General features: G+C 73.3%; 19 protein-coding genes. 9 read left to right on the top strand and 10 right to left on the bottom strand.

The window, feature by feature from the left end:
* Nucleotides 1-6: 6 nt before the first annotated feature.
* From ACFTWP_RS23795 to ACFTWP_RS23805, 3 genes are all read right to left on the bottom strand, one after another.
* Entirely contained in the window at nucleotides 7-2,292 is a 2,286-nt protein-coding gene (locus ACFTWP_RS23795) for an ABC transporter ATP-binding protein (RefSeq protein ID WP_380266713.1), read from the bottom strand.
* 185 nt (nucleotides 2,293-2,477) lie between these two features.
* Entirely contained in the window at nucleotides 2,478-2,864 is a 387-nt protein-coding gene (locus ACFTWP_RS23800) for a DUF5132 domain-containing protein (protein ID WP_380266714.1), read from the bottom strand.
* Between the two features lie 299 nt (nucleotides 2,865-3,163).
* A complete protein-coding gene (locus ACFTWP_RS23805; protein WP_380266715.1) occupies nucleotides 3,164-4,858 on the bottom strand; it encodes a DUF885 domain-containing protein in 1,695 nt (564 codons plus the stop codon).
* Nucleotides 4,859-5,066: 208 nt separating this feature from the next.
* Between ACFTWP_RS23805 and ACFTWP_RS23810 the strand changes: the two genes are divergently transcribed.
* From ACFTWP_RS23810 to ACFTWP_RS23830, 5 genes are read left to right on the top strand one after another with little or no spacing between them, the layout of a single operon-like run.
* Nucleotides 5,067-6,647: an ABC transporter substrate-binding protein gene (locus tag ACFTWP_RS23810; RefSeq protein ID WP_380266716.1), complete on the top strand. Its 1,581-nt coding sequence runs from the start codon at nucleotides 5,067-5,069 to the stop codon at nucleotides 6,645-6,647.
* 14 nt (nucleotides 6,648-6,661) lie between these two features.
* Nucleotides 6,662-7,630 carry an ABC transporter permease gene (locus tag ACFTWP_RS23815; RefSeq protein ID WP_380266717.1) on the top strand — a complete coding sequence of 323 codons (969 nt, stop codon included), beginning with the start codon at nucleotides 6,662-6,664 and terminating at the stop codon, nucleotides 7,628-7,630.
* Nucleotides 7,631-7,632: 2 nt separating this feature from the next.
* Entirely contained in the window at nucleotides 7,633-9,513 is a 1,881-nt protein-coding gene (locus ACFTWP_RS23820; protein ID WP_380266719.1) for a dipeptide/oligopeptide/nickel ABC transporter permease/ATP-binding protein, read from the top strand.
* Entirely contained in the window at nucleotides 9,510-10,301 is a 792-nt protein-coding gene (locus ACFTWP_RS23825) for an ABC transporter ATP-binding protein (RefSeq protein ID WP_380266720.1), read from the top strand. The genes ACFTWP_RS23820 and ACFTWP_RS23825 overlap by 4 nt, the downstream gene beginning before the upstream one ends.
* Nucleotides 10,298-11,602: an NAD(P)/FAD-dependent oxidoreductase gene (locus tag ACFTWP_RS23830; RefSeq protein ID WP_380266721.1), complete on the top strand. Its 1,305-nt coding sequence runs from the start codon at nucleotides 10,298-10,300 to the stop codon at nucleotides 11,600-11,602. Before ACFTWP_RS23825 ends, ACFTWP_RS23830 begins: the two co-directional genes overlap by 4 nt.
* Here ACFTWP_RS23830 and ACFTWP_RS23835 read toward each other — a convergent pair.
* Complete coding sequence (locus ACFTWP_RS23835; RefSeq protein ID WP_380266722.1) at nucleotides 11,592-12,656, bottom strand: alpha/beta fold hydrolase; 1,065 nt, start codon at nucleotides 12,654-12,656, stop codon at nucleotides 11,592-11,594. The genes ACFTWP_RS23830 and ACFTWP_RS23835 overlap by 11 nt on opposite strands.
* 331 nt (nucleotides 12,657-12,987) lie before the next feature.
* Entirely contained in the window at nucleotides 12,988-14,022 is a 1,035-nt protein-coding gene (locus ACFTWP_RS23840) for a 3-oxoacyl-ACP synthase III family protein (RefSeq protein WP_380266723.1), read from the bottom strand.
* Nucleotides 14,023-14,838: 816 nt separating this feature from the next.
* On the opposite strand from ACFTWP_RS23840, the gene ACFTWP_RS23845 reads away from it, so the two are divergent.
* Together ACFTWP_RS23845 and ACFTWP_RS23850 are read left to right on the top strand one after the other, a co-directional pair.
* Complete coding sequence (locus ACFTWP_RS23845; protein WP_380266725.1) at nucleotides 14,839-15,288, top strand: MarR family winged helix-turn-helix transcriptional regulator; 450 nt, start codon at nucleotides 14,839-14,841, stop codon at nucleotides 15,286-15,288.
* A complete protein-coding gene (locus tag ACFTWP_RS23850; protein WP_380266726.1) occupies nucleotides 15,285-16,781 on the top strand; it encodes an MFS transporter in 1,497 nt (498 codons plus the stop codon). Before ACFTWP_RS23845 ends, ACFTWP_RS23850 begins: the two co-directional genes overlap by 4 nt.
* Nucleotides 16,782-16,969: 188 nt before the next feature.
* Here the strand turns inward: ACFTWP_RS23850 and ACFTWP_RS23855 are convergent, their stop codons facing one another.
* From ACFTWP_RS23855 to ACFTWP_RS23865, 3 genes are all read right to left on the bottom strand, one after another.
* On the bottom strand, nucleotides 16,970-17,710 hold the full coding sequence (locus ACFTWP_RS23855; protein ID WP_380266728.1) for a class I SAM-dependent methyltransferase: 741 nt from the start codon (nucleotides 17,708-17,710) through the stop codon (nucleotides 16,970-16,972).
* 325 nt (nucleotides 17,711-18,035) lie between these two features.
* Nucleotides 18,036-18,770 (bottom strand): YqjF family protein, encoded by a 735-nt coding sequence (locus ACFTWP_RS23860; RefSeq protein ID WP_380266729.1) that lies wholly within the window; start codon nucleotides 18,768-18,770, stop codon nucleotides 18,036-18,038.
* A gap of 276 nt (nucleotides 18,771-19,046) precedes the next feature.
* Nucleotides 19,047-19,511 carry a hypothetical protein gene (locus ACFTWP_RS23865; protein ID WP_380266730.1) on the bottom strand — a complete coding sequence of 155 codons (465 nt, stop codon included), beginning with the start codon at nucleotides 19,509-19,511 and terminating at the stop codon, nucleotides 19,047-19,049.
* A gap of 310 nt (nucleotides 19,512-19,821) precedes the next feature.
* Here ACFTWP_RS23865 and ACFTWP_RS23870 point away from each other — a divergent pair, with 310 nt between their 5' ends.
* Nucleotides 19,822-20,298 (top strand): hemerythrin domain-containing protein, encoded by a 477-nt coding sequence (locus ACFTWP_RS23870; protein ID WP_380266731.1) that lies wholly within the window; start codon nucleotides 19,822-19,824, stop codon nucleotides 20,296-20,298.
* 498 nt (nucleotides 20,299-20,796) lie between these two features.
* Here ACFTWP_RS23870 and ACFTWP_RS23875 read toward each other — a convergent pair whose 3' ends face one another.
* Nucleotides 20,797-20,967: a hydrophobic protein gene (locus ACFTWP_RS23875; RefSeq protein ID WP_073923957.1), complete on the bottom strand. Its 171-nt coding sequence runs from the start codon at nucleotides 20,965-20,967 to the stop codon at nucleotides 20,797-20,799.
* Nucleotides 20,968-21,110: 143 nt separating this feature from the next.
* Between ACFTWP_RS23875 and ACFTWP_RS23880 the strand changes: the two genes are divergently transcribed.
* A complete protein-coding gene (locus tag ACFTWP_RS23880) occupies nucleotides 21,111-21,284 on the top strand; it encodes a CsbD family protein (RefSeq protein WP_380266732.1) in 174 nt (57 codons plus the stop codon).
* Nucleotides 21,285-21,508: 224 nt separating this feature from the next.
* Here the strand turns inward: ACFTWP_RS23880 and ACFTWP_RS23885 are convergent, their stop codons facing one another.
* Entirely contained in the window at nucleotides 21,509-23,776 is a 2,268-nt protein-coding gene (locus ACFTWP_RS23885; RefSeq protein WP_380266733.1) for a catalase, read from the bottom strand.
* Nucleotides 23,777-24,093: the final 317 nt, after the last annotated feature.

Raw genomic sequence — 24,093 nt, forward strand, 5'->3', positions numbered from 1 at the left:
CTGCGGTCAGGCGGCGAGTTCGCCGGCCTGGAGCTGCCAGAGGGACGCGTAGAGTCCGCGGCGGGCGACGAGTTCGTCGTGGGTGCCCTGTTCGGCGACGATGCCGCCCTTGTCCATGACGTAGATCCGGTCGGCGTGGCGGACGGTGGAGAGCCGGTGGGCGATGATGAGCATCGTCCGGTCGGCCGCGAAGCCGCGGAGCGTGCGTTGGATGGCGGCTTCGGTCTCGTTGTCCACGGCGGAGGTGGCCTCGTCCAGGATCACGACCGGCGCGTCCTTGAGGATGGCCCGTGCCAGGGCGATCCGCTGCCGCTGACCGCCGGAGAGCGCGGCTCCGCGTTCACCGATCAGGGTGTCGTAGCCGCTCGGCAGCGTCGAGATGAAGGTGTGCGCCTCGGCCATCGCGGCGGCCTCGGCCACGGCCGCGTCCGTGGCGCCGAAGCTGCCGTAGCGGATGTTGTCGGCGATGCTGCCGTCGAAGAGGAACGGGTCCTGGGCGACGAACCCGATCGCGTGCCGCAGGTCGTGCCGGGGCAGGTCGCGCACGTCCCGGCCGTCGAGCAGCACGCTGCCGCAGTCCGCGTCCTGGAACCGCATGAGCAGCTTGGCGACCGTGGTCTTGCCGGAGCCGGTGGCGCCGACGAGGGCGGTGGTCCGCCCGGCGGGGATGGTCAGCGAGAGGTCGTCGAGCGCCGACGGCCGACCGGGGTAGGCGAAGGTCACCCCGTCGAGGACGATCTCGCCCCGGACCTTCTCCACGTCGAGCGGTCCGCCGGTGCCGTCGGTCTCGACGGGCAGGGCCCGCAGCCGCTGGACCCGGTCGTAGGCGGCGAGGGTCCGCTGGTACTGGTCGACGATGCCGCCGAGGCGGTTCATCCGGAACAGCACCATCTGGGGCAGCCCGATCAGCGGGCTGAACACCTCGAAGCGCAGGGTGCCGCCCAGCACCGAGCGGCCGCCGATCAGCAGGGTGCCGGCCATCGAGGCGGTGGTGCAGGCCCGGACGGTCTCGGCGTGGCGGAGCGTGCTCCGGTCGGTCTGTCGGTTGCTCTCCTGGACCGCTTCGCTCAACTCGTCGATGCGCGTCGCCTCGTAGTCCTCGGTGCAGAAGCCCTTGACGGTGGCACCGGCTTCCAGCGTGTTGACCAGCTGGCTGTGCAGCCTGGCCCGGTTCTCGCCGGAGACGGCGTAGTCGGCCGCGACCTTGTCCTGGTGGTGGAGGGACAGCCAGGCGATGACCGGAATGGGCAGGAACGCGATCCAGGCGATCTGCGGGGCCAGCAGCAGGAACGCCGGCACCAGGATGGCGAGGCTGGTCCCCAGGTGCAGCACGTCGTTGGCCGAGCTCGCGAAGAAGGCGGCCAGCTGGCCGACGTCCTCGGTGAGCGCCCCGGCCACCCGGCTGGTGCGCTCGCCCTCCAGGTGCCGCAGTTCGAGGTGCTGCACGTGGGCGTACGTCCGGCTCCGCCAGTCGTGCTCGATGTCCTGGCCGAGCCCGCGCCACTGGAGGTTCGACGCGTACGACAGGCCCGCCACGGCGGCGCAGGCGGCTGCCACCAGCCCGGCCAGGCCCCACAGTTGGGCGGAGGCGGTGGTCAGTCCGAGGCTGACGAGCGGTGCGGCCCGGCCCTTGATGAGGACCAGTCCCGTCCAACCGAGGAAGGTGCCGAGCGCCATCTCCGAGACCTGGCAGGCGACCGAGAGCGCGGTGGCGCGGTGGAGCCGCTTCCGGTGCGGTCCGACGATCTCCAGCAGGGGATGGCGTGCGGCTCCGGTCCCGGTGAGGTCCCGGGTCGTGTCGACCGCTCTGCACCAGGCCTGCCGGACGACGGCCGCGGTCGCGGTCGCGACCGCGCCGAGTGCCACCAGCTGCTTGCTCAGCACCGACCCGCGGGTCAGTGCGACGCCGGCCGCCACCGCGCCGCCCACCGCGAGGACGGGACGCACGACGAGACCGCGGTCCGCACGTGCGGCCGGGCGGCTCGACGCCGCACGTCCGGTCCTCGCCGGGTCCTCCACGACCAGGGCGACCGCCCTGCGGATGATCCGGCCGATGTCCGCGGCAGCCACCCGCGCGTCGTGTCGGACGAGGACGCCACCGGTGACCGGGTTGGCCCGGACGTCGGTGATCCCGGGGACGCGGAGCAGGGCCGCGGCGAGGACTTCGGCCGCCCGGGGCCGCCCGAGAACCAGCTTGACGTCCCAGCGCTGGCGGCCCGGAATGACCGAGCGCGGGCTCGCGTCCAGATCCACGGAGCGGAATCCGGATGCAGCACCCAGCAGAGATGGCATGTGTACGATCACCTGTTTTGCGGAGGTCATGGAAACCGTCGGACATTTGACGGAAAACTGCGGCGGAACGGGAATGACGGAGAGCGGGAAATGCGACGGGCCCACGGCAGGCCGCCGCTCGGGAACATTCCTCCAGAACGGACCGGAATGCGCCCGAACGGCGTCCGAAGCCGGCGGACGGACCGTCAGTGCGCCCTGCCGGCGGGGGCGCCGGCGGTCGCCCTGATCTTGGAGGCCCTCGCCTCGCCCTCGGCGCGACCGGCGGCCTCACCCTTCTCGCCGTTCGGGGCGCCCTTCTCGCCGTTCGACGCGTCACGCCCGGCGGCGACCCGATGGCCGTCGCCCGAATGGGCCCCGGCTTCACCGGCGACGATCTGCGCCGCCATCACGTCGGCGGCCACCTCGGTCGCGAGATCGTGGATGTTCTCTCCGGCCTCATGGGCCGCCTTCTTCACCTCAAGGACGAGGCCGACGGACGTCTTGACGACGCCACGCACCAACGGCTTGATGAGGCGCTTAGCCAGTGGCGCAAGGACGAGGCCGATCAGGAAGGGCGGTACGACGGGCGGCATGATGCTCCATCCTCTCTACGCATACGTATGACAGGGAACCCGGCCACTGAGAAAACCGGGAGCAGCTCACAGCCGGGCAGTCGGAAGCATTCCACCTGGACATCCGAGATTCACCTAACGAACCGGATTTCCGGCCTACGGCGTCCACCGCCCGATCCTCGGCAAACCGTACTCGAACCAAGGCCTTCGAAGCCAAACGGCCCCCGCCACTTCACTCACACGAGTGCCCTTTGACTTCCCGCTGGACGCGAATATTCGGCCCGCATGCCAACAATGGAATTACCGTCCTACTGTCAGACTTACAGATGGCTTCCGAGTTCCCGCGCCACCCTCCGGCGCAAGGCGGGAAACGGCAGCGCGCCGCCTCCCAGCACCGCCTCGTGGAAGGCCCTCACGGTGAACCCGGCTCCCAGGTCCGCCTCGGCCCGCGCCCGCAACCGGACGAACTCCAGGTAGCCCGCACGGTAGGAGAGCGCCTGCCCGGGCAGGTCCGTCGAGTACCGCAACAGGTCGGAGTCGATCTGGGCGTCCGCCTCGGTGGAGTTGGCGCGCATGAAGTCCCGGGCCTGCGCGAGGCCCATCGTCCCGAGGTTGAGCCCGGTGTCCACGACGAGCCGCTGCGCGGTGAACCGCTCCTGCGCGAGGCGCCCGTACGCGTCCCACGGGTCGTCGTAGAGCCCCATCTCCCAGCCGAGCCCGGCCGCGTACTCGGCCCAGCCCTCGCTGAACGCACCGAACTCGGCCGCCTCGCGCCGCAGGTGCGGAAGTGCGCGGTCCTCCGCCTGACGGGCGAGGTGGAAGTGGTGCCCCGGCGCCAGCTCGTGGTAGATCAGGGAGGCCGAGCCGATCAGCGATCTCCCCTCCAGGCCCGATCCGTTGTAGCGGTAGCGCCCGACCGGACCGGCCGCGGTCGGCAGCTCGTAGTACCCGAAGGTCATCCCGGACTCCAGCGCCGGATCCAGCCGGGCCAGCCCGTACGGCGCCGCCGGAACGGTGGCGAACCAGCGCGGCAGCAGCGGGGCCAGCCGGTCGAGGTGGCCGCGGAACCGGGCCTCCACCTCCTCCGGCGTCCGGGCGTACAGGCGCGGCTCGGTCCTGAGCCGGTCGTGGAACTCGGCCTCGGAGCCCTCGAAGCCCAGCGTCGCGCGCACCTCCCGCATCCGCCCGGCCAGTTCGCGGCACTGGTCGCGGCCGAGCTCGTGGAGCCGCTCGGGCGCCGCCTCGCCCCCGGTGCTGGTCCGGACGAAGTCCCGGTACGCCTCCTCGCCGCCCTCGTAGCGCGCCCAGCCGACCTCCTGCGGCGCCTCCCCCCGGTAGGCCGGGTCCTCGACGACGGCGAGCAGCCGGTCGAAGGCCGGCGCCAACTCGCGCTCCACCAGCCGCCGCACGCCGTCCCGGAGGCGTCCGCGCTCGGCCTGCCCCAACCCACCGATCCGGTCGTCCGCCACCGTCACCCGGCGATCCGTGGAGGACCGCAGCCCCTCCACGGTGGCCCGTACTCCGGCCAGGGCCGGGGCGGGCACCCGGAAGCCGCGCGCGGCCTGTCCGACCACCTTGTCGCCGATGGAGGCGACCACCCGCGCCAGTTCGCGCACCAGCCCCAGGTACCGCTCGGTGTCCGTCCGTTCGGCGAAACCGAAGGGGCACAGGACGGCGTCGACGTACAGCGACAGCGGGAACAACCGGTACGGCGTGACGGCGGGCGTCAGCCAGTACCACCGGCGGGCCCGGAGCTCCTGCTCGGCCAGCGCCGCGAGGACGGCCGCGGTGTCGCTGTCGGCGCCGGACATCTCCGCGCCGTCGAGCACCCGCACCCGGTCCAGCACGCCGGCCGCGAACCGTGCCCGCTCCTCGGCCTCAGCGAGCGACGCCCCGGGCAACGTCTCGACCGGGAGCCCCCGGCGGACTCGCAGCAGAGGGTCCCGCTCCAGCAGGAACTCCCAGTAGCGGTCCGCCAGGCGACCGACCTCGCGGCCCGTTTCGTTCGTCCTCATACCGACATCCTGGCCGTGACGGACCACCGGGCCGGCCGGTCGGCGACACACAGGCCGCGACACCGCTCGAAAGAGTGAACCAGCATCACCGCCCCCTCGCCCTCCCACCGCACAGGGCAAGGCGACGGGCATCTGCGTTCACTCGAACGATCCTTCACCGCGGTCGAGTTGACGCGCCACCGCCAAGGCCCGATGGCACCATGACGGCATGCTCCGCCGCCCCCTGCCGGTCGCCCTGACGGCCACCACGACCGCTGCGGCCCTCGCGCTGAGCGGCTGCGCCGGCGCAGCCCGGTCCTCGACCACCACTCCCCTGGTGGACCGCGGGACCGTCCGGATCGCGGCGGCCAGCGAGACTCCGAGCTTCCACCCGTACTCCGCGTTCGGCGCCGCCCAGGCCCGCTACGCCTACGACTCACTGGTCAACCTCGCCCCCGACGGCGCCGTGGTCACCGGCCTGGCCTCGTCCTGGCAGGCCACGACCACCACGGCGGTCTTCACCCTCCGCCCGGGCGTCACCTGCTCGGACGGCACACCCCTCACCGCCTCGGCGGTGGCCCGGGCGCTCGGCTACGCGGGCGACCCGGCCAACCAGCTCGCCGGCGCCCGGACCGTCCTCCCGAACGTCCCGTTCACCGCGCGAGCCGACGACGCGGCCGGCACGGTGTCGGCGACCACCACCGCCCCCTACCCCTTCCTCACCCGCACCCTCGGCCTGCTGCCGATCGTCTGCCCCGCCGGACTCGACCGGCCACAGTCCCTGGACCGCTCGTCCCAGGGCACCGGCCCCTACGTCCTGACCAGCTACGCCCCCGGCGGACCGTACGAGTTCACCGTCCGCGACGGGTACACCTGGGGCCCGGACGGTGCGACCACCGCGGAGCCCGGCCTGCCCGCCCGCATCGTCCTCTCGGTGGTGCCCCAGGCCTCCACCGCGGCGAACCTGCTGCTCACCGGCGGCGTCGAGATCGCGAACGTGAACGGGCCGGACCGCGCCCGGCTCACCGGCCACGGCCTGGCCACCACCGACGTGGCGACCGTCGTCGGGCTGACCTTCTTCAACCAGCGGCCCGGGCGGCCGCTGGCCGACCCGGAGGTGCGCCGGGCCCTTGTGGCCGCCCTCGACCGCCAGGGCCTCGCCAACGTCGCCGTCGGCGGCACCGGCCGACCCGCCACCGACTTCGGCGCCGAGGGCTCCGTCTGCCACGCCGACCTCTCCGCCGACCTGCCCTCGCGGGACGCCGCCGAGGCGCTGCGCGCCGCCGGCTGGACCCGTACCGGCAACGGCCCGCTGACCAGGGAGGGCCGGGTGCTGCGCCTGCGCCTGATCACCAGCCCCGACCTCGGCCCGACCCTGCCGTCCGTCGCCGAGCTGATGGCCCGGCAATGGACGGCGCTCGGCGCACAGGTCGACCTGGTCGCCGAGGGCCTGCCCGCGCTCGTCAACGCCATGTACCGCAGCGGCGAGTTCGACGTGGTGGTCGGCACCTCGCCGGGCTTCGCCCTGCCGGTCGGCTTCGTCCCGTTCTTCTCCGGCCCCGCCCCCGCGCAGGGCCTCAACTTCGCGGGCGTGACCAACCCCGAGTACGACGCGCTGGTCTCCCAGGCGCTCCAGGAGAGCGACACGGCCGGATGCGTCACCTGGAACCGGGCCGCGGCCGCGCTCCTCCGCTCGGCCGACGGCCTGCCGATCGCCGTCGGACGGAGCAGCGTGTACGGCCACCGCACCACCTTCGCCACGACCTTCGGTGGCCAGATCGTCCCCACCAGCATCCGTCTCCACCAGTGACCGGGGGATCCACCGTGTCCGTACCCCAGCTGCTGCGGCACCCTTGGACGAGGTTCCTCGGCCGCCGCACAGCCCGGCTGCTCCTCTCCCTCGGGGTGGTGCTCACGGCGTCGTTCGCGATGATCCGCCTCGTCCCCGGCGACCCCGTCCGCGCCGCGCTCGGTGTCGACGCCGACCCGGCCCTGGTGGCCGCCCGCAGACACGGTCTCGGGCTGGACACGCCCTTCCTGACCCAGTACCGGCACTACCTCGACGGCCTCGTGCACGGCGACCTCGGCACCTCGCTGGTCACCGGCACACCGGTCGCGGAGTTGGTCCGCACCCGGCTGCCGGCCACCCTGGAGATCGCCGGCCTCGCCTTCCTCGTCACCCTGGCCGTCGCCCTGCCCGGCGGTCTGCTGGCCGCCCTCCGCACCCGCGACGGGCGGCGCCCCCGTACCGAGCTGGCGTTCACGGCGGTCACCGCCGGCCTCGTCGGGGTGCCGGACTTCGTCCTCGCCGCAGGGCTCACCGCGCTGCTGGCCGTCGGCCTCCGGCTGCTCCCGGTGGCCGGTGCGGCGGGCGCCGAGTCCTTCGTCCTGCCGGTCCTCGCGCTCTCCCTCGCGCCCACCGCCGTCCTGCTGCGCATCGTCCGGGTGGAGGCGCTGAAGGTCCTGGGCGAGGACTACCTGCGCACCGCCCGCGCGAAGCGGCTGTCCCCCGCCCGCCGCTACCTGCGGCACGCGGCGCCGAACACGGTGACCGCCGCGCTCACCGTCGCCGGGAGCCTGCTGCCCGCCCTGATCGCCGGCACGGTGCTGGTCGAGAAGGTCTTCGCCTGGCCCGGCATCGGTTCGGCCATGGCGCAGTCCGTGGTCGCGCAGGACTACCCGGTGGTCCAGGCGATGGTGCTGGTGCTGGGGGCGACCGTGCTGCTCGCGAGCCTGCTGGTCGACGTGCTGCTGGCCGTGCTCGACCCCCGTTCGACGATCCGGGAGATGTGACCGTGCCCCGTCCGCTGGACCGCCGGCGCTCGCCCATGGCCCGGGTCACCGCCGCCATGCTGGCGTCGCTGGTCGTGCTCGCCCTGGTCGGCCCGCTCCTGCGGGGCGCGGCGGCCGATCTCCCGGACCTCTCCGCAGTGCTCCAGGGCCCCTCCGCGGCACACCCGTTCGGCACCGACGACCTCGGCCGGGACGTACTCTCCCGGATCCTGACGGCCACCCGGACCTCGCTGCTGCTCGCGCTGACGGCGACCGTGCTCGGCGCGGGCGCGGGCGTGCTCCTCGGAGCGTCCACCGCCGTGCTCGGCCCGCGCGCCGGTCGGCTGCTCGCCGGGCTGATCAACCTCCTGCTCGCCTTCCCCGCCCTCCTGGTCGCGATGTTCCTCGCAGTCGTGTTCGGCGCGGGCGCCGGCGGGGCGGTGCTCGCGCTCGCCGTCGCGGGCGTCCCCGGATTCGCCCGGCTCGCCCAGACCCTCGCCGCCGGGGTGGCGGGCACCGACCACCTGGCCGCGGCCCGGGTGCTCGGCCTGCGCCGGCACCGGCTGCTGTGGCGGCACGTCCTGCCCAACATCGCCGAACCGCTGCTGCTGAGCGCCAGCACGGCGGCGGGTGGCGCCCTGGTCGCGCTCTCCGGGCTGAGCTTCCTCGGTCTGGGGGTCCAGCCGCCCGCCTACGACTGGGGTCAGCTGCTCAACCAGGGGCTCGACCGCATCTACGCCGAGCCCCTTCCCGCCCTCGCCCCGGGCCTGGCCATCCTGTACGCGGCCCTGACCTTCCAGCTGCTCGGGGAAGTCCTGGCCGGCGGCGTCGCCCGGCGCAGCCCGGCGACGCGCACACCCGCGCCGCCGCTCGCCCCATGGCCGAAGGCCGGGGGAGGGCCCGCCGAGGACGGCCTGGTGCTCCAGGTCGACGACCTCCACGTCGAACTCCCCACGGCGGACGGCGTGGTCAGGCCGGTGCGCGGAGTGAGCCTCGCACTGCGGCCGGGCGAGATCGTCGCTCTCGTCGGCGAGTCGGGCTCGGGCAAGTCGCTCACCGCGCTCGCCGTCGCCGACCTGCTCCCCGAGGACGCCCGGGTGTCCCGACGGACCCTGCGACTGCTCGGCGCCGACCTCGCCGCCATGACGCCGAAGGAGCGGGACCAGCACCTCGCCACCGGCCTCGCGGTGATCTTCCAGAACCCGGCCTCGGCACTCAACCCGTCCCTACGGGTCGTCACCCAGCTCACCGAGGCCGTCCGGGCGCATCGCGGCGCGAGCCGCGCGCAGGCCGCGTGGGAGGCCTGCGACGCCCTGCGCCGGGTCGCGCTCCCTGCGGCACTGCTGAGCTCACGCCCCCACCAGCTCTCCGGCGGCCAGCGCCAGCGTGTGATGATCGCGTCCGGGCTCATGGTGCGGCCCGGCCTGATCATCGCCGACGAGCCGACCACGGCGCTCGACGTCACCGTGCAGCGGCAGATCACCCGACTGCTGTCGCAGATCCGGCGGGACACCGCCGCCGCGATCCTGTTCATCAGCCACGACGTCGCGCTCGTCGGCGAGTTCTGCGACCGCGTGCTGGTGATGTACGCGGGCACCGTCGTCGAGACCCTGCCGGCCGACCGCCTCGCCGACGGCACCCGGCACCCCTACACCCGGGCCCTGGTCGCATCGGTCCCGGACCTCGCCGCCGACCGCGACCGGCCGCTGCCGACGGTGGAGGGCGCACCACCCGACCTGCTCGCGCCCCCACCGGGGTGCGCGTTCGCGCCCCGCTGCCCGCACCGCCGGGACCACTGCACCGAGCAGGCCCCGCCGATGGAGGACCTCGATGCCGACCACCGGGTCGCGTGCTGGTACCCGGTACCGGTCGCGGCCGACCCGGCGACGGTGGTGGCGTCATGACCACCCTCCAGGTCGTCGACCTCACCGTCCGCCACCCCGGCCGGCGCGGCCCCGTCACCACCGTCGACGGCGTCTGCCTGGAGATCCCGCCCGGCAGCACGCTCGGACTCGTCGGCGAGTCCGGCTCAGGGAAGTCGACCCTGGCCCGCGCGATCGTCGGTCTCACCCCCGTACACGGTGGCCGGGTCCTGCTCGACGGCCAGCAGGTACGCGTCCGCACCGTCCGCGACCGACGCCGGCTCGGCCGCCGGGTCCAGGTCGTCCTCCAGGATCCGGACACCGCGCTGGACCCCCGGATGACGGTCCGCCGGACGCTGCTCGAAGCCGCCACCGTCTTCCACCGGCTCGACCGGTCCGCCCGGGCCGCGCGCGTCACCGCCCTGCTCGGCCTCGTCGGCCTGGACCCGCTGCTCGCCGACCGCCTGCCGAGCCGACTGTCCGGCGGCCAGCGCCAACGGGTCGCCATCGCCCGCGCCCTGGCCGTCGAACCCGACCTGCTGATCGCCGACGAGATCACCTCGGCGCTCGACGTCTCGGTGCAGGCCGCCGTCCTCAACACGATCCGCGAACTCCAGCGGCGGCTCGGCCTGTCCATGCTGTTCATCGGCCACAACCTGCCGGCGGTCTGCCACGTCTCCGACACGGTGGCGGTCATGCGGCACGGCCGGATCGTCGAGAGCGCCCCCACCGAAGCCCTCCTGCGCACCCCGCGGCACCCCTACACCCGGACCTTGCTGGCCGCCGTGCCGAGCCTGCGCACGTCCCCGCCCGACGAGGAGAGCTTATGACCGCCGTCCGACCGGACGCGGTGGTGGTCGGCGCCGGGGTGATCGGCTCCGCCGTCGCCCTCGAACTCGCGCGCACCGGGCGGCAGGTGGTCGTCGTGGACAAGGCGGGCGCCGCGGGCCACGGCTCCACCAGCGCCTCCAGCGCGATCGTCCGGTTCAACTACTCCACCTTCGACGGCGTCGCCACGGCCTGGGAGGCGCAGCACCTCTGGACGTCCTGGTGCGACCACCTGCGGCTCCCCGCCCCGCGCCCGCTCGCCGCCTTCCACCGCACCGGCGCCGTGCTGCTGGACAGCCCCGCCGTCGCACCGTCCGAGGTCGCCGCCCTGTTCGACCGCGCCGGCGTCCCGTACGAGCGGTGGGACCCTCCGACCCTGCGCGGGCGCGTCCCGGGGATCGACCCCGGACGGTACTGGCCGCCGAAACCGGTGGACGACGACGCCTTCTTCGACGGCCCGGCCGGTGAGCTCGGCGCCCTGTTCACCCCGGACGCCGGGTTCGTCGACGACCCGCAGCTCGCCGCCCAGAACCTCGCGGACGCGGCGGGCGAGCTGGGCGCGCACTTCCTGTTCCACCGCGGCGTGGTCGCCGTCGACCGGCACGCGGACCGGGTGACGGGCATCCGCCTCGCGGACGGCGCACGGATCGACGCACCGGTCGTGGTCAACGCCGCCGGCCCGTGGTCGGGCGGCCTCAACCGGCTGGCGGGGGTCGGCGGCGACTTCTCGATCGGCGTGCGCCCACTGCGCGAGGAGGTCCACCAGGTCGCCGCGCCGAGCGACCACGCCGGCGGCCCCGGCCCGGTGGTCGCCGACCTCGACCTCGGCACCTACCTGCGGGCGGCCCCCGGTGGCCGTCTCCTCGTCGGTGGCACCCAGCCGTCCTGCGACCCCGCGGAGTGGATCGACGACCCGGACGCAGCCGACCCCCGCCCCACCGCCCGCCGCTTCCGCACCCAGGTGACCCGGGCCGCGCGCCGCTTCCCGGCGATCGGCGTCCCCAACCGGCCGCTCGGGGTCGCGGGCGTCTACGACGTGGCCGACGACTGGACCCCGATCTACGACCGCACCGCCCTCGACGGCTACTACGTCGCCATGGGCACCAGCGGCAACCAGTTCAAGAACGCGCCGCTGGTGGGCCGCTTCCTCGCCACCCTGATCGACCTGGTCGAGGCCGGCCACGACCACGACGGCGACCCGGTCCGCCACCGCTGCGAACACACCGGCAACGTGGTGGACCTGGGCTCCTTCTCCCGCCGGCGCCCGGTCCGGGCCGGCTCCGCACGGACGGTCATGGGCTGACCGCGCGCAGTTCCCGCACCAGGTCCCCGACCACGCCGGCCACGAACCCGGGTGCCTCGTGCGGGAAGTCGTGACCCGTCCCCTCCGGCGTGTGCACCAGCCGTGACGCCGTCGACGCCGCCAGGTACCGGAGCCTGCTCCGGAGGTAGAAGCGGCTGATCCGTTCGGCCTCGACGGGATCCCGGGCGCCGGCCAGCACGGCCTCACCGCCGATGAGATCCCGCGGTATCACCAGCACCAACGGCAGGTCCCCGAGGTCCCCGTCGTACACCACGGTCTCCCAGCCCACCGCCGCCAGCCCGGACGGCGACAGCTCGGCGAAGGCCGACGCGGCGGCGCAGCCCTGCCCGGCCCGCCCGCCGGGGCCGCGGTGGGCGCCGAACAGCTGCCGCACCGACATCAGGACGAAGCCGCGACGCATCCCCGCGAGCTGCCGGCCGATCGGTGCGAAGGCGATCACCTCCAGGGGCGTCGGATCCAGCAGCACGAGGCCGGCCACCAGATCCGGCCGACGCCTGGCCACGTTCGCGACCAGCAACCCGCCGAAGGAATGCCCGACGAACACGAAGGGACCCCGCTCCCCCGCGCCCTCCAACGCCGCCAGGAGTTCCTCCGCCTCGCCCGCCGTCGTCCGCGGGAAGGGCCCGACATCGCTCCACCCCGAACCGAACCTGTCGACCAGCACCGATCGGGTCCAGGCCGCCAGCATCGCGTGCAGCTCCCGTAAGTCCTGACCGGGGGCATGTCCGCCGGGCATCCAGACCACCGTCGGCCCGCCCACCGCCTCCCCCTCGGCGAGGACGTGCATCCGGTGACCACCGACATCGACCAGCCGGCCGGGCGGCGGATTCTCCCGCCCCTCGCGGGCCACCTGCACCAGGTGCCGGACGGCTCCCGCCCCCAGCAGCACACCGACAGCCATCAGCAGGCCGCCGAGCGCCACCGCCCAGGCCGCCCCGACCCCGACCAGCCCGCCACCCACCACCGTCACCAGCACCGCGACCGGCACCCCGAGCCAGTCCCGGCTCAGCACCGCGAGCAGGGAGTTCGCCATCCGTCCGTCCCGTCGCATCGGCCCTCCGCAACGGCACTCGACAACCGATCCCTGCCAGTGTCATCCCCCCGTCCCCCCGGCACAACGCCGGGCCGTCCCCGGCCATGGCCGGCGCGGTCGGAGCGCTGTGGCCGGTGCTGCCCCAGCCGACCGTCGAGTCACTCCAAGGGTCGGTGGTGACTCCTGCCCCGGGCTCCCCACGGTGAGGGCGCCGCCTCCGCGGAGGGTGATGTCGCACAGCCGGCCGGCGCCAGGGCTTTCCGGGCGACCGACCCGAACCGGCCTCGGCCGGCCCGCGGGTCGGTCGGTCCGTCTGCGCCCTGAGGGTGGGTCAGGCGTGTCGGAGGCAGAGGGTTCCCCACTGGAATCCCGCACCGATCCCGGACAGTACGTAGGTGTCCCCCGGGAGCAGGGCGCCTTCGGCCACGGTGGCGTGGAGCGCGGTGAACAGGCCCGCCGATCCGGTGTTGCCCAGTCGGTCGACGGTGACGGGGACCCGCTCGCGGGGAACGCCCAGGGCGGTCATGGTCGCGGTCAGGATGTTCAGGTTGGCCTGGTGCAGGAAGAAGTACCGGATTCCGTCGATCGGCACGCCGGCACGGTGCGCGGCGTTGGCGATGCTCTCGGGCAGCCGGGTGGTGGCGGTGTTCCAGACGGCCCGGCCGTCCATCCGGAGGTAGTGCTCCCCGGCGGCGACGGTGGCCGTGCTGGCCGGCAGTCGGGAGCCTCCGGCGGGGATCTGGACGTCGTAGGACAGCTCGGAGCCCAGGTCGTAGGAGAGCAGGCCCGCTCCGGCGTCGTCGGAACGGGTGATGACCACGGCTGCCGCCGCGTCTCCGAAGAACACACCGGTGGTGCGGTCGGTGGGATCGGTGACCCTGGAGGCGCAGTCGGCCGCGAGGAGCAGGACGGTGGTGATGGACGGGTTCTGCAGGAGGTGGGCGGCGATCAGCATGGCCTGGACACCGGAGGCACAGGCCGCCTGGGTGATGTCCAGCGACAGGGCTCGGTGGGCGCCGAGGGCGTCCTTGACGATCAACGCGGTCGAGGGGAGCGGCTGGTCCCAGGTGTAGGTGGCGACGATGACGGCGTCCAGCTGGGCGGGCGCGACACCGGCGGCGTCCAGAGCCGGACGGGCTGCGGCAACGCACATGTCGGAGGTCGCCAGGTGCGGGGCCAACCGCCGGCGCTCACGGATACCGGTGCGACTGGTGATCCATTCGTCGCTGGTGTCCAGGGTGCGGGTGAGGTCCTGGTTGGTGACGACGGTCGGCGGCAGGTACACCCCGGTCCCGGCGACGGCGAAGGGCACAGGCAGCCCGGCACCGGTCTGGTGGTGCAGCGTCTGGTCCACGGTGACGGTCACAGCGGGGTGCTCCGCCCGGACTCGATCAGTTCGCCGCGAGAGGCTCCCATCATTCCTTTCCTTTCCTTCCCTTGCCGGTCCGTACACGGCTCAGCACGCCCCGGTCCGCCCGTGTTCTTTTCTGTACATCGCATCGTTTCGCGCACATCAGGGGCAGGAATCGCCCCCCAATCCGTGCTTACGGCGATTTCTCGTATCATTTGACGTCACGTCGCCGCTATTCACCACCACGTTCGCCAACGAAGCGTGACGCATTGCCCGTCGCCACTGAGGCGACGGGAACCCAACCTTCACCGCTCCGACACCTGACCCGGGCAAGCAAACAGAGCCCGGCAGGCCATGACGCACCTCCCACCCGCGGGCACGCCGACAGGCCGCCCCACTACTCGCCGAACCCGACCCGAGGCCGCGGCACGGCATGCACGGATTCCACGGAAATCGAATTTACAGAATTGGTCCGTACGCGAAAAAGGATACACGGATCCTGTTCTGGATTGTCCTCTGAAAAAGTCGTACGAAAGGGGCACGGGTGACCGATCCGAAGATATTCCGGCGAGGTGCAGATAGTGGTGGCCGGCGGGCAGTGAGGAAGGTGGCCCGTCGGTGGCCGGGGGTGCGAACCGGCGGGGGCCGTGGGGTCGGAGCCGGGCGCTCCGCGCGGCTCCCGCGTCTCCAGCGAGCGGGTCGCGTCGGCGCCCCGGACTCGCGGACAGGTGTGACGGGCGGCCCGGCGAGGCTCGCAGCACTCCGGAACGGACGGGTTCAAATAGACAGTCCAGACTGGACAGTTTTACCTGACGGTTCTACCGTGGGGCCATGGACGAGACCACCGAGGGCATCTCCGACTCCGCGGTGCGCGCAGCCAGTGAGGTACGGGCCGTCTTCGGCCGCCTGCGCCGACGACTGCGCGAGCTGGCCGGACCTGAGGGCCTCACCCCCTCCCAGGTCTCGGTGCTCAGCCGGCTGGACAAGGAGGGCGCCTCCTCCGCCAGCGCCCTGGCCGGAGCCGAGCGGGTACGGCCCCAGTCGATGGCCGCCACACTGGCGGCACTCGACCAGCAGGGGCTGATCCGGCGCCGGTCGGACCCCGGGGACGGCCGCCGCCAGCTGGTCACACTCTCCGCGGCCGGCCGCGAGCGGATCGACGGGGACCGCCAGGCCCGTACGGAGTGGCTGGCCCACACCCTGCAGGAGCGCTTCACCGAGGCCGAGCGGCGCACCGTCATCGAGGCACTGGGCCTGCTGGACCGGCTGAACCAGTCGTGATCGTCGACACCGCCCGCCGGCACGGCGGCCCACGCCCCGCCGGGGCCCGCCCCGCGACCGGCTTCGACCGCCGGCTGCTGACCCCGATGATCCTCGGCTCGATACTGAACCCGATCAACTCCTCGATGCTCGCGGTGGCCCTGGTACCGATCGGAGCCGCCTTCGGGGCGCCCCTGTCGCAGACCGTCTGGCTGGTCTCCGCGCTGTACCTCGCCACCGCCGTCGGCCAGCCGGTGGTCGGACGGCTCGTCGACATGTACGGGCCCCGCCGGCTCTACCTGGCCGGCACCGCGCTGGTCGGTGCGGCCGGCCTGCTGGGCGCCCTCGCGCCGTCGCTCGGCGTCCTCATCACCGCGCGGGTGCTGCTCGGCCTCGGCACCTGCGCCGCGTACCCGGCCGCCATGCACCTCATCCGCAGCGGGTCCGCCCGGACGGGCGGCGACAGCCCCAACGGCGTCCTGTCCGCGCTCTCGATCGCCAACCAGACCGTCGCGGTGATCGGCCCCACCCTCGGCGGCCTGTTGGTCGGCCTGGGTGGCTGGCGCGCGGTCTTCGTCGTCAACATCCCCCTGTCCCTGGCCTGCCTGGCGCTCGGCACGCTGCGGCTGCCGCGCCACTCCGCCGAGGAACGCGAGCGGGAAGCCCGGAAAGCCGCACCCGCGCCCCTGGACGTGGCCGGCATGGCGCTGTTCGCCGCGATGCTCACCGCGCTGATGCTGTTCCTGATGGACCCGCGGCCCGCGCACTGGTACCTGCCCGTTCTCACCGCCGTGGCCGCGGCCGGCTTCGCCCTGCGGGAGCTGCGGGTCGCGCAGCCGTTCGTCGACCTGCGGGTGCTCGGCGGCAACCTGCCGATACTGGCCACCTTCCTGCGCCAGCTCCTCACCTGCACCACCGGCTACGCGTTCATGTACGGCTTCACCCAGTGGCTGGAGCAGGGCCGGGGGCTGCACCCCTCGGCGGCCGGACTCGTGCTGCTCCCGATGTCCCTCGCCGCGGTCGCCGCCACCGGGGTCACCGGACGGCACGCGGGGGTGCACGGCAAGCTGCTGGTCGGCAGCCTTGCCCAGATCGCCGCCTGCGCGCTGCTGCTGACCGTGCACACCGGCAGCCCGCTCTGGCTGCTCGCGGCCGCGGCCGTCCTGGTCGGCGTCCCGCAGGGCCTCAACGGTCTCGCCAACCAGAACGCGCTGTACCACCAGGCGGATCCGGCCCGAATGGGCTCCTCCGCCGGCCTGCTGCGCACCTTCACCTACCTCGGCGCGATGGGCGCCTCGGCCGCCGACGCCGCGTTCTTCCCCCACCGCGCCGACACCCCCGGCCTGCACCGGCTCGCCCTGTTCATGCTGGGCACCTCCGTCGTACTGCTGACGGCAGTCCTGCTGGACCGCTCCCTGCGCCGGACCGGCACCGAACGGAACCCCGCTCCGGGTACCGGCTCCGGGCCGGCGGCGCCACAGGACGGTTCGCCGCCGGTACCTGCCCACAGATGAGGGCGGCGGCGCGGACGCCCCTCCGGAGGCGGGTCACCGTGGGAGCACAGAACCGGCGGCCACGCCGGGGCCCCGGCTGTTCAGTCGTCGGCAACGCCCGGAGGAGGGCGTCACCCAGGTCGTCCTCCGGGATCCGCCCGCTCGGGTGCGCCGGCGGCTCCCGGCGGCGACCACGCTCCGGCGGGCGCTCAGCCGCGCGGCCGGTCGTCCCCTGCCGCGGCGACCACGAACCACTGGGCCGGCAGGGCCACCCGGGTCCCGTCTGGGTGGCGCTCGCTCATCGCGAGGTCGGTCCCGCCCTCGTCGAGAATCTCCAGGTTGGCGCCGCGCAGCAGCTCGGACAGTTCCCCCGGGGCGACCTCGGCCGGGCGCAGTTGGTGCTTGCGGACCTGGCGGAGCTTGTCCGACGGGCCGCCGGGCCGTTCGGCGGCCCGCTGGATCACGACCTTGGCGGCGGCGGTCGGCTCGACCACGAAGCCGCGGCCGCGCCGGCCGAGCAGCAGGGCGACCGAGGCCGCGACCGACGCCCGGTCGGCCGGGTCGCTCTGGTGGAGCACCGCCCGCACGTAGACGTTGGCCTCGCCGAGCCGGTCGCCGAGCCGCCGCACCTCCACCAGGTCGGTGAGGTCGAGCCGTTCGAACTCGGCCACCGCCCCGCGGTCCGCCCGACGAGCGTGCGCCACGGCCGAGGGCGAGAGGTCCACGCCGACCGCTCGCGGGAAGTGCCCGGCGAGGTAGCGGGTCTGGGTGCCGTTGCCGCAGCCGAGGTCGACGACCGGCAGCGTACGGTCGGCGTGGGCGGCGAGCAGCGCGGTGTGCGGGGCCGCCGTCAGTGACGGGTCCGCGTCCCAGAACGGTTCGCCCGGCTCTCCCGTGTTCTCGGCCCAGAAGCCCTCCCACGCGCGTACGTAGCGCTCCGAAGTACTCATCCCCAGGTCTCCCGTGTGTCGTGCCGGCACGTACCAGGCCCCGTACCGGTGCCCGGGCGGGCGGAAACCGCGCGGCCGGATCCTTCACACCACGTTCGACCCCGCGCCGGAAAACCACCCGGACGGTGGACCCCGGCCGGGCCGGTCGTCATCCCGGTGGACCGCGCCAGTGCCGCGTGGGCGGAACGGACCCAGCGAGTGGGGCGCAGCCGGTCGGCGTTCAGCAGGCCGTGCGGGCCAGTGAGGCGCGAACGCGCCGACCGTCGACCGTCTACCCGCTGATCGACGCGGTCTCCTCGTTCGGCGCCCGCGCGGGGCTGGTGGTTCAGGCCGGACGCGGGCAGCGGAGTGCGGCGCCGAAGCGGACCGGTACGCCCGGGGAGTACAGGACGCTGACCGGCGGCCCCGTGACCTCGATCCCGGCAGCCCGGACCAGACCGTCGGCCAGGGAGGTGAGTTCGGCTTCGTGCAGCGGCCACGGCGGGTGATCGGTGGGCAGGTAGACGGTGCGGCCGAACCAGTCGACGTGCAGCCCCCAGCGGGCGGTGAGGAAGGCCGCCAGCGGGCCCGGGCGGGCGAGCGGGTGCCCGATGCGCGCGGTGAGCACGCTGCTGGGCCCGCCACAGCGGGCCCGGGTCGCGAGCGCGACGGTGTCGTCGTCGACGGCGAGGCGGGCCGACGCCCAACGGTAGGGCAGCCGGCAGGCCGCTCGGGCGGCCAGCACGGGCAGCAGCCGCTCGCACTCCAGCGACCGGAACACGACACCGCGCCGGCCGAGGCCGTCCACCGAGTAGAGCCTGACGTTGACCTCGTTGAAGGAGCCGAAGTAGGGGACGGCCCCGAGGCGGCCGAAGCCGAGACCCTCCATCGTGAAGGGGACCAGCCCCACCCAGCTGGTGCCGTTGCAGACGTCCGGCACGACGCCCGGTGGCAGCAGGGGTGCGACGGCCGCCGGGCTGACCGGCCAGTGCACGAAGAGCACGTGCCGCCAGTGTTGGGAGAGCAGCGGGCGGCCGGTGCCGCGCGGCGGCACCGCGCTGATGGGCTCGACGGCGACCACGGGCTGCTCCCGGACTCGAAGGACGCGGGCGGCGGGCCCGCACGCCCCATCCTCCTCAGGTCGGCGCGCGGCTGCTGCTTGCATCACTTGTGCACGGGATCCGGGGGGAACCGGGGCGCAGCGTCGGGTGTGCGGGCGCGCGGGAGCCTCCGACGGCCCTGATCCGTCGCCGGAGGCTGTGGCGGAGCGACGGAGGGGCGGCGTCGGCCTGCGCACAGGTCTCCGACGGCGGGCACGTCCGGTCGAAGGCGCGGCCGTCAGTCGCGGTGAAGGCGATCAGCGGGGGTCGAGCTCATCGATCAGCTTGGCGAGGTTGCGTACCGCGCGCTCCGAGGTTCCCCGGGCTGCCAGCGCGCCCAGGATGACGTCACGGTCCAGCGGCCCCGCACTGCGCAGGGTCTGCAGGATGCGTTGGGCCTGCTGCTTGCCGAACTCGTCGCCGAATCCGTTGCTCGTGTGGAGGTCGAGGCGGTCGACGGCTTCGGCCAGCTCGGGGCGGAGTTCCTCCGGTCGCTCAGCGGGCCTGGTCAGGTCGACGGCGCCAAACTGGTGGGCCCATCCTCCGAGCGGGAAACCGTGGATGCTCTCCACGAATGCCAGCGAAGACCCGCGGGCGAGGCCGGCGGCGAAGCCGAGGGTCGTCCCGTCCGGCGCGTACGCCAGGACGGGCCCGCTACGCCGGCCGCGACTGCGCGGAGCGTGTGGCGTGGTGACGGTGTGCTCGGTCGCGAAGGACCGCAACGACGGGATGCTGCTGGGACTGCTGCGGCAGCGGCGGACCGGGCTGGCGGTGCGGAGGTGCGGGACGGGACTGATCGCTCATCACAGTGTTCGGCCTTTCCGGGAACGAAAGCAGGGAGGTCCAGGGCGTCTGCCCGGCTCCGCCCGCCTCACCGCCCGCTGATGATCCTGTGCCTGGTCGTTGGAGGGCCGCGCGGTGCACTGCTGCACCCGGGTGACGCGACGGCCCGGCCAAAGATGGACGGCCTGATGCGGGGTAGGCGTGCCCCGCAGACGACTCAACTTCCCATCGCCACGACGGAGGACCCGAATGGACGCGATTGTGCTGCTCAAGGACGACCACAAGACGGTGGAGACACTGTTCAAGGCATTCGAGAAGGCCGGGGATCAGGCCTACGCCGAGAAGCGGAAGATCGCCGACCAGGTGATCGAGGAACTCACCGTCCACGCCGTCATCGAGGAGGAGGTCTTCTACCCGGCCGCCCGCGAGGCCGCCCCCGACACCAAGGACCACGTCCTGGAGAGCGTCGAGGAGCACCACGTCGTGGTGTGGATGCTCTCCGAGTTGGCCGGCATGGATCCGAAGGACGAGCGGTTCGACGCGAAGATGACCGTCCTGATCGAGAACGTGCGCCACCACGTCGAGGAGGAGGAAAAAGACTGGTTCCCCCAGGTCCGCAAGGCCATGGGCCGCAACCGCCTGGTCGAACTCGGTGAACAGCTCGTGGAGGCGAAGAAGACCGCCACCCGCGACCCCCTGAAGGTCCCCAGCGCCACCAACGCCTGACAGCAGCAGCACCCCGCCCGGACGCGGCCCGATGGTGCCCGAACAGCGGGGACGGAGGCTTGCTCCATGAGTAGGAAGCAGAGCAACCACGCCATCGTGCACTCTGCGCGGTGGGGCCGGCCCGGCCCGCCGCTGTACCCAGGCAGTAGAAGGGTCGAGGCCCTGTGAAAATCAGCGGGTGGGGCGCGCCGCCTCACCTTTGCCCGCGGCGCGCCCCACCTTCACCTCAGTAAGCGGTCGGGATGCGCGGGAGCGCCGCGCTGCGCCACACCGTGGGGCTGGGCACGTTCACCTTCCGCGACAGTTGCACCGTGCGGATCCGCACCCCCGAGCCTTCACCCTCATCCCCTGGGGTGATAACAGTCTGCTCCCGCTCCCCCGCACCCACCTCCCGAGATTCCGTCGCCGCCCCCGGCCCCTGGAGTGACCCGGGCATGCGGCGGCGGGGTGCGCGGCCTGCGCACCCCGCCTCGGCCCGGACTTGTTCCCGCGCTCCTCCTACCAGCGGTACCAGCGGTGGCGCCGACCCGAGGAGTGCGTGCCACGTGCCACGAAGCCCAGCAACCACACCACCAGCACGATGATCGCCACCCACCACAGGGCCTTCAGCGCGAATCCGGCGCCGAACAGGAGCAGGGCCAGCAGCAGAACGAGAAGAAGGGGAACCATCGTGTCCTCCGGGGATCAGCCAGTGTCGTGTCGAACCGTCGGCTGCCCGGGTGCAGCGCGCATATTCGTAGGAATCTTCCCCGGTGGAGGGGGCAGGCGCCCTGGTGTCAGCACGACGACACGGCGACTGCGAGGAGAACACGATGAGCACCGGCGACAAGATCGAGAACACCGGCGAGAAGCTCAAGGGCGCCGCCAAGGAGACGGCCGGCAAGGCGGTCGGCAACGAGCGTCTGAAGGCCGAGGGCAAGGCCGACCAGGCCAAGGCCGACCTCAAGCAGGCCGGCGAGCACGCCAAGGACGCCCTCAAGCACTGACCGTCCCCGAGCACCCCCGCGGGCCCCGACCGAATCCGACGGTCGGGGCCCGCGCGTTCTGCTGCCGGCGCCTTCCGCGCCTGGGCCGCAGGGTCTCCCCCGTATCGCGGCCCCGACCTGCCGGCCGGGCCGGACTACTGCTGTGCCGTGGCAGTACCGTCCTCGCCGCTCCGCCGAGGGGCGCGGTGCGCCTACCGGCCGGTAGGCGCACGCGGTGAGACCGGTCAGCTCACGGCTGGGGGGAAGCGCTCCCAGCTGCGGTGCGTGGCGAGGAGGTCGGTGAGGGCGGTGACGATCTCGGCGGGGACGTCGCCGGCGAGCACGCCGGGAGCGGCGGGGTCGGCGCCGGCGGCGGTGAGGACGGCCTCGGCGCCGGGCAGCACGGCGATGGGCTTGGCGTGCCGGTAGGCCTCGCCGGTCAGGAGGGCGACGCGGGAGTCCACCTGGGGTCCGGGGCGGCCGACAGCGGACTTGGCGTCACGGGCGCCGTGGTCGTCGGCGGCCGGCAGGAGCGGCCCGGCGACGACGAGTGCGTCGTACTCCACGGAGCGGGTGGCGGCGAAGGTGCGCTGCACGGGCAGGTCCTCGGCGAGCGGCGCGCCGGTGGGGGCGATCAGGAGCGGGAGGAGGCCGGCCTGGCGTGCGCTGTCGCGCACCCGGCGGACCGCGTCGAGGTCGCTGGTGGCGTCGGCGACGATGCCCACGACCCGGCCGGTGGTGGGCCAGGTCCCCGCGACCTGGGACAGAGCCGGGCTGGGGACGACGTCGGGCAGCGGGCCGGTGGGCTGCGGGGCGGGCAGGCCGAGGCCGGTGGCGACCTCGGCGCACAGGACGGGGTCGATCTCGGCGAGGACGGTCAGGACGCGTTCCCGGATGACCTGCTCGTACACCTTGGAGAGTTCGAAGGTGTAGGCGGCGATGACGTGCTCGCGCTCCACCGGGCTCAGGCTCAGCCAGAACAGCCGTGCCTGGCCGAAGTGGTCGTCGAACGACGCCGGGGCTTCGCGCACCTTGGCCGCCGGGGCGAGTGGTGTGGGGAACTCGATGTAGGCCTGGTCGCCGGCGCCGGCGAGGAAGGGGCAGCCGCCGTCCAGCGAGTTCGGCCGGTACGGGGCGACACCGGTGTGGACCGCGTCCTGGTGGAAGCCGTCGCGGAGCATGTCGTTGACCGGGGCGTGGGTGCGGTTGATCGGGATCTGCGCGAAGTTCGGGCCGCCGAGGCGGGTGATCTGCGTGTCGAGGTAGGAGAACAGCCGCCCGGCGAGCAGCGGGTCATCGGTGACGTCGATACCGGGCACGAGGTGGCCGGGGTGGAAGGCGACCTGCTCGGTCTCGGCGAAGTAGTTCGTCGGGTTGGCGTCGAGGGTGAGCAGGCCGATCGGCCGGACGGGGGCGAGCTCCTCGGGGACGATCTTGGTGGGGTCGAGCAGGTCGATGCCCTGGAAGGTCTGCTCGGGGGTATCGGGGAAGACCTGGACGCCGAGTTCCCACTGCGGGAAGTTCCCCGCCTCGATGGCGTCGGCGAGGTCGCGGCGGTGGAAGTCCGGGTCCATGCCGTTGATCAGCTGGGCCTCCTCCCAGACGAGGGAGTGCACCCCGGCCTTCGGCTTCCAGTGGAACTTGACGAGACTGGAGGCGCCCTCGGCGTTGACCAGGCGGAAGGTGTGGACGCCGAAGCCCTCCATCATCCGCAGGGAGCGTGGGATGCCGCGGTCCGACATGTTCCAGATGGTGTGGTGGGTGGCCTCGGTGTGCAGGGAGACGAAGTCCCAGAAGGTGTCGTGGGCGCTCTGCGCCTGCGGGATCTCGCGGTCGGGGTGGGGCTTGCCGGCGTGGATGACGTCGGGGAACTTGATGGCGTCCTGGATGAAGAACACCGGGATGTTGTTGCCGACCAGGTCGAACACGCCTTCGGTGGTGTAGAACTTCGTCGCGAAGCCGCGGGTGTCACGCACGGTGTCCGCCGACCCGCGGGACCCGAGGACGGTGGAGAACCGCACGAAGACCGGGGTCTCGACACCGTCGGCGAGGAATGCCGCCTTGCTGACCTCGCCGGCGGTGCCGTATCCCTGGAAGACGCCGTGGGCGGCGGCCCCGCGGGCGTGGACCACCCGCTCGGGGATCCGCTCGTGGTCGAAGTGGGTGATCTTCTCCCGCAGGTGGTGGTCCTGCAGCAGCACCGGCCCTCGCGGGCCGGCCTTCAACGAATGGTCACTGTCGGCGACCCGCGTGCCCTGGGCGGTGGTGAGGTAGCTGCCGCCCTGCGCCCGGACGTCTCGTCCGGCGCCGCTGTCGCGCCCGGTAGCGGAGACGGCAGCCGGCTCGTCCTGGTCGGGCTTAGGGTCGAGCGGCCCGGTGGGCTCGGTCGGCTCCGCAAGCTGCGGTGTCCGCCCACCAGGTTTCCCTGGGATCTCCACCTTGGGGCGAGCGTCATCGGTCACCGTCTCGACGACCGCATCGACGATCTTCTGCACAGCACCGGGCTTGTCCATGGTCCTCAACTCTCCTACGACACCGCCGACAGTCAGCGACGGGCAGACGGCTCTTCAGGTCCGTGACCTGCGTCGGAACACGGCACCGCGCGAGCGGCGGGCGAACGGGCCGGCCTCGGTTGCACCTGGCCCTACTTGGTCGCCTGCCCTGCCGCCCGCCCCAACACCTGCGCCGGGCGCGGGGCATGCGCACCGTGCAGCGACGTGCTGCGGCGCGGTGGCAAACGCAAGGGGTGCGGCGCGCGATCCTCACCAGGGCACCGCAGGCCCGGGTTCTTTCCCAGCGTCAGCCCGGATCAGGCACTGTGCGAGCGGGC

Source organism: Kitasatospora sp. NPDC057015, assembly GCF_042673745.1.
In the GTDB taxonomy this organism is placed as follows: domain Bacteria; phylum Actinomycetota; class Actinomycetes; order Streptomycetales; family Streptomycetaceae; genus Kitasatospora.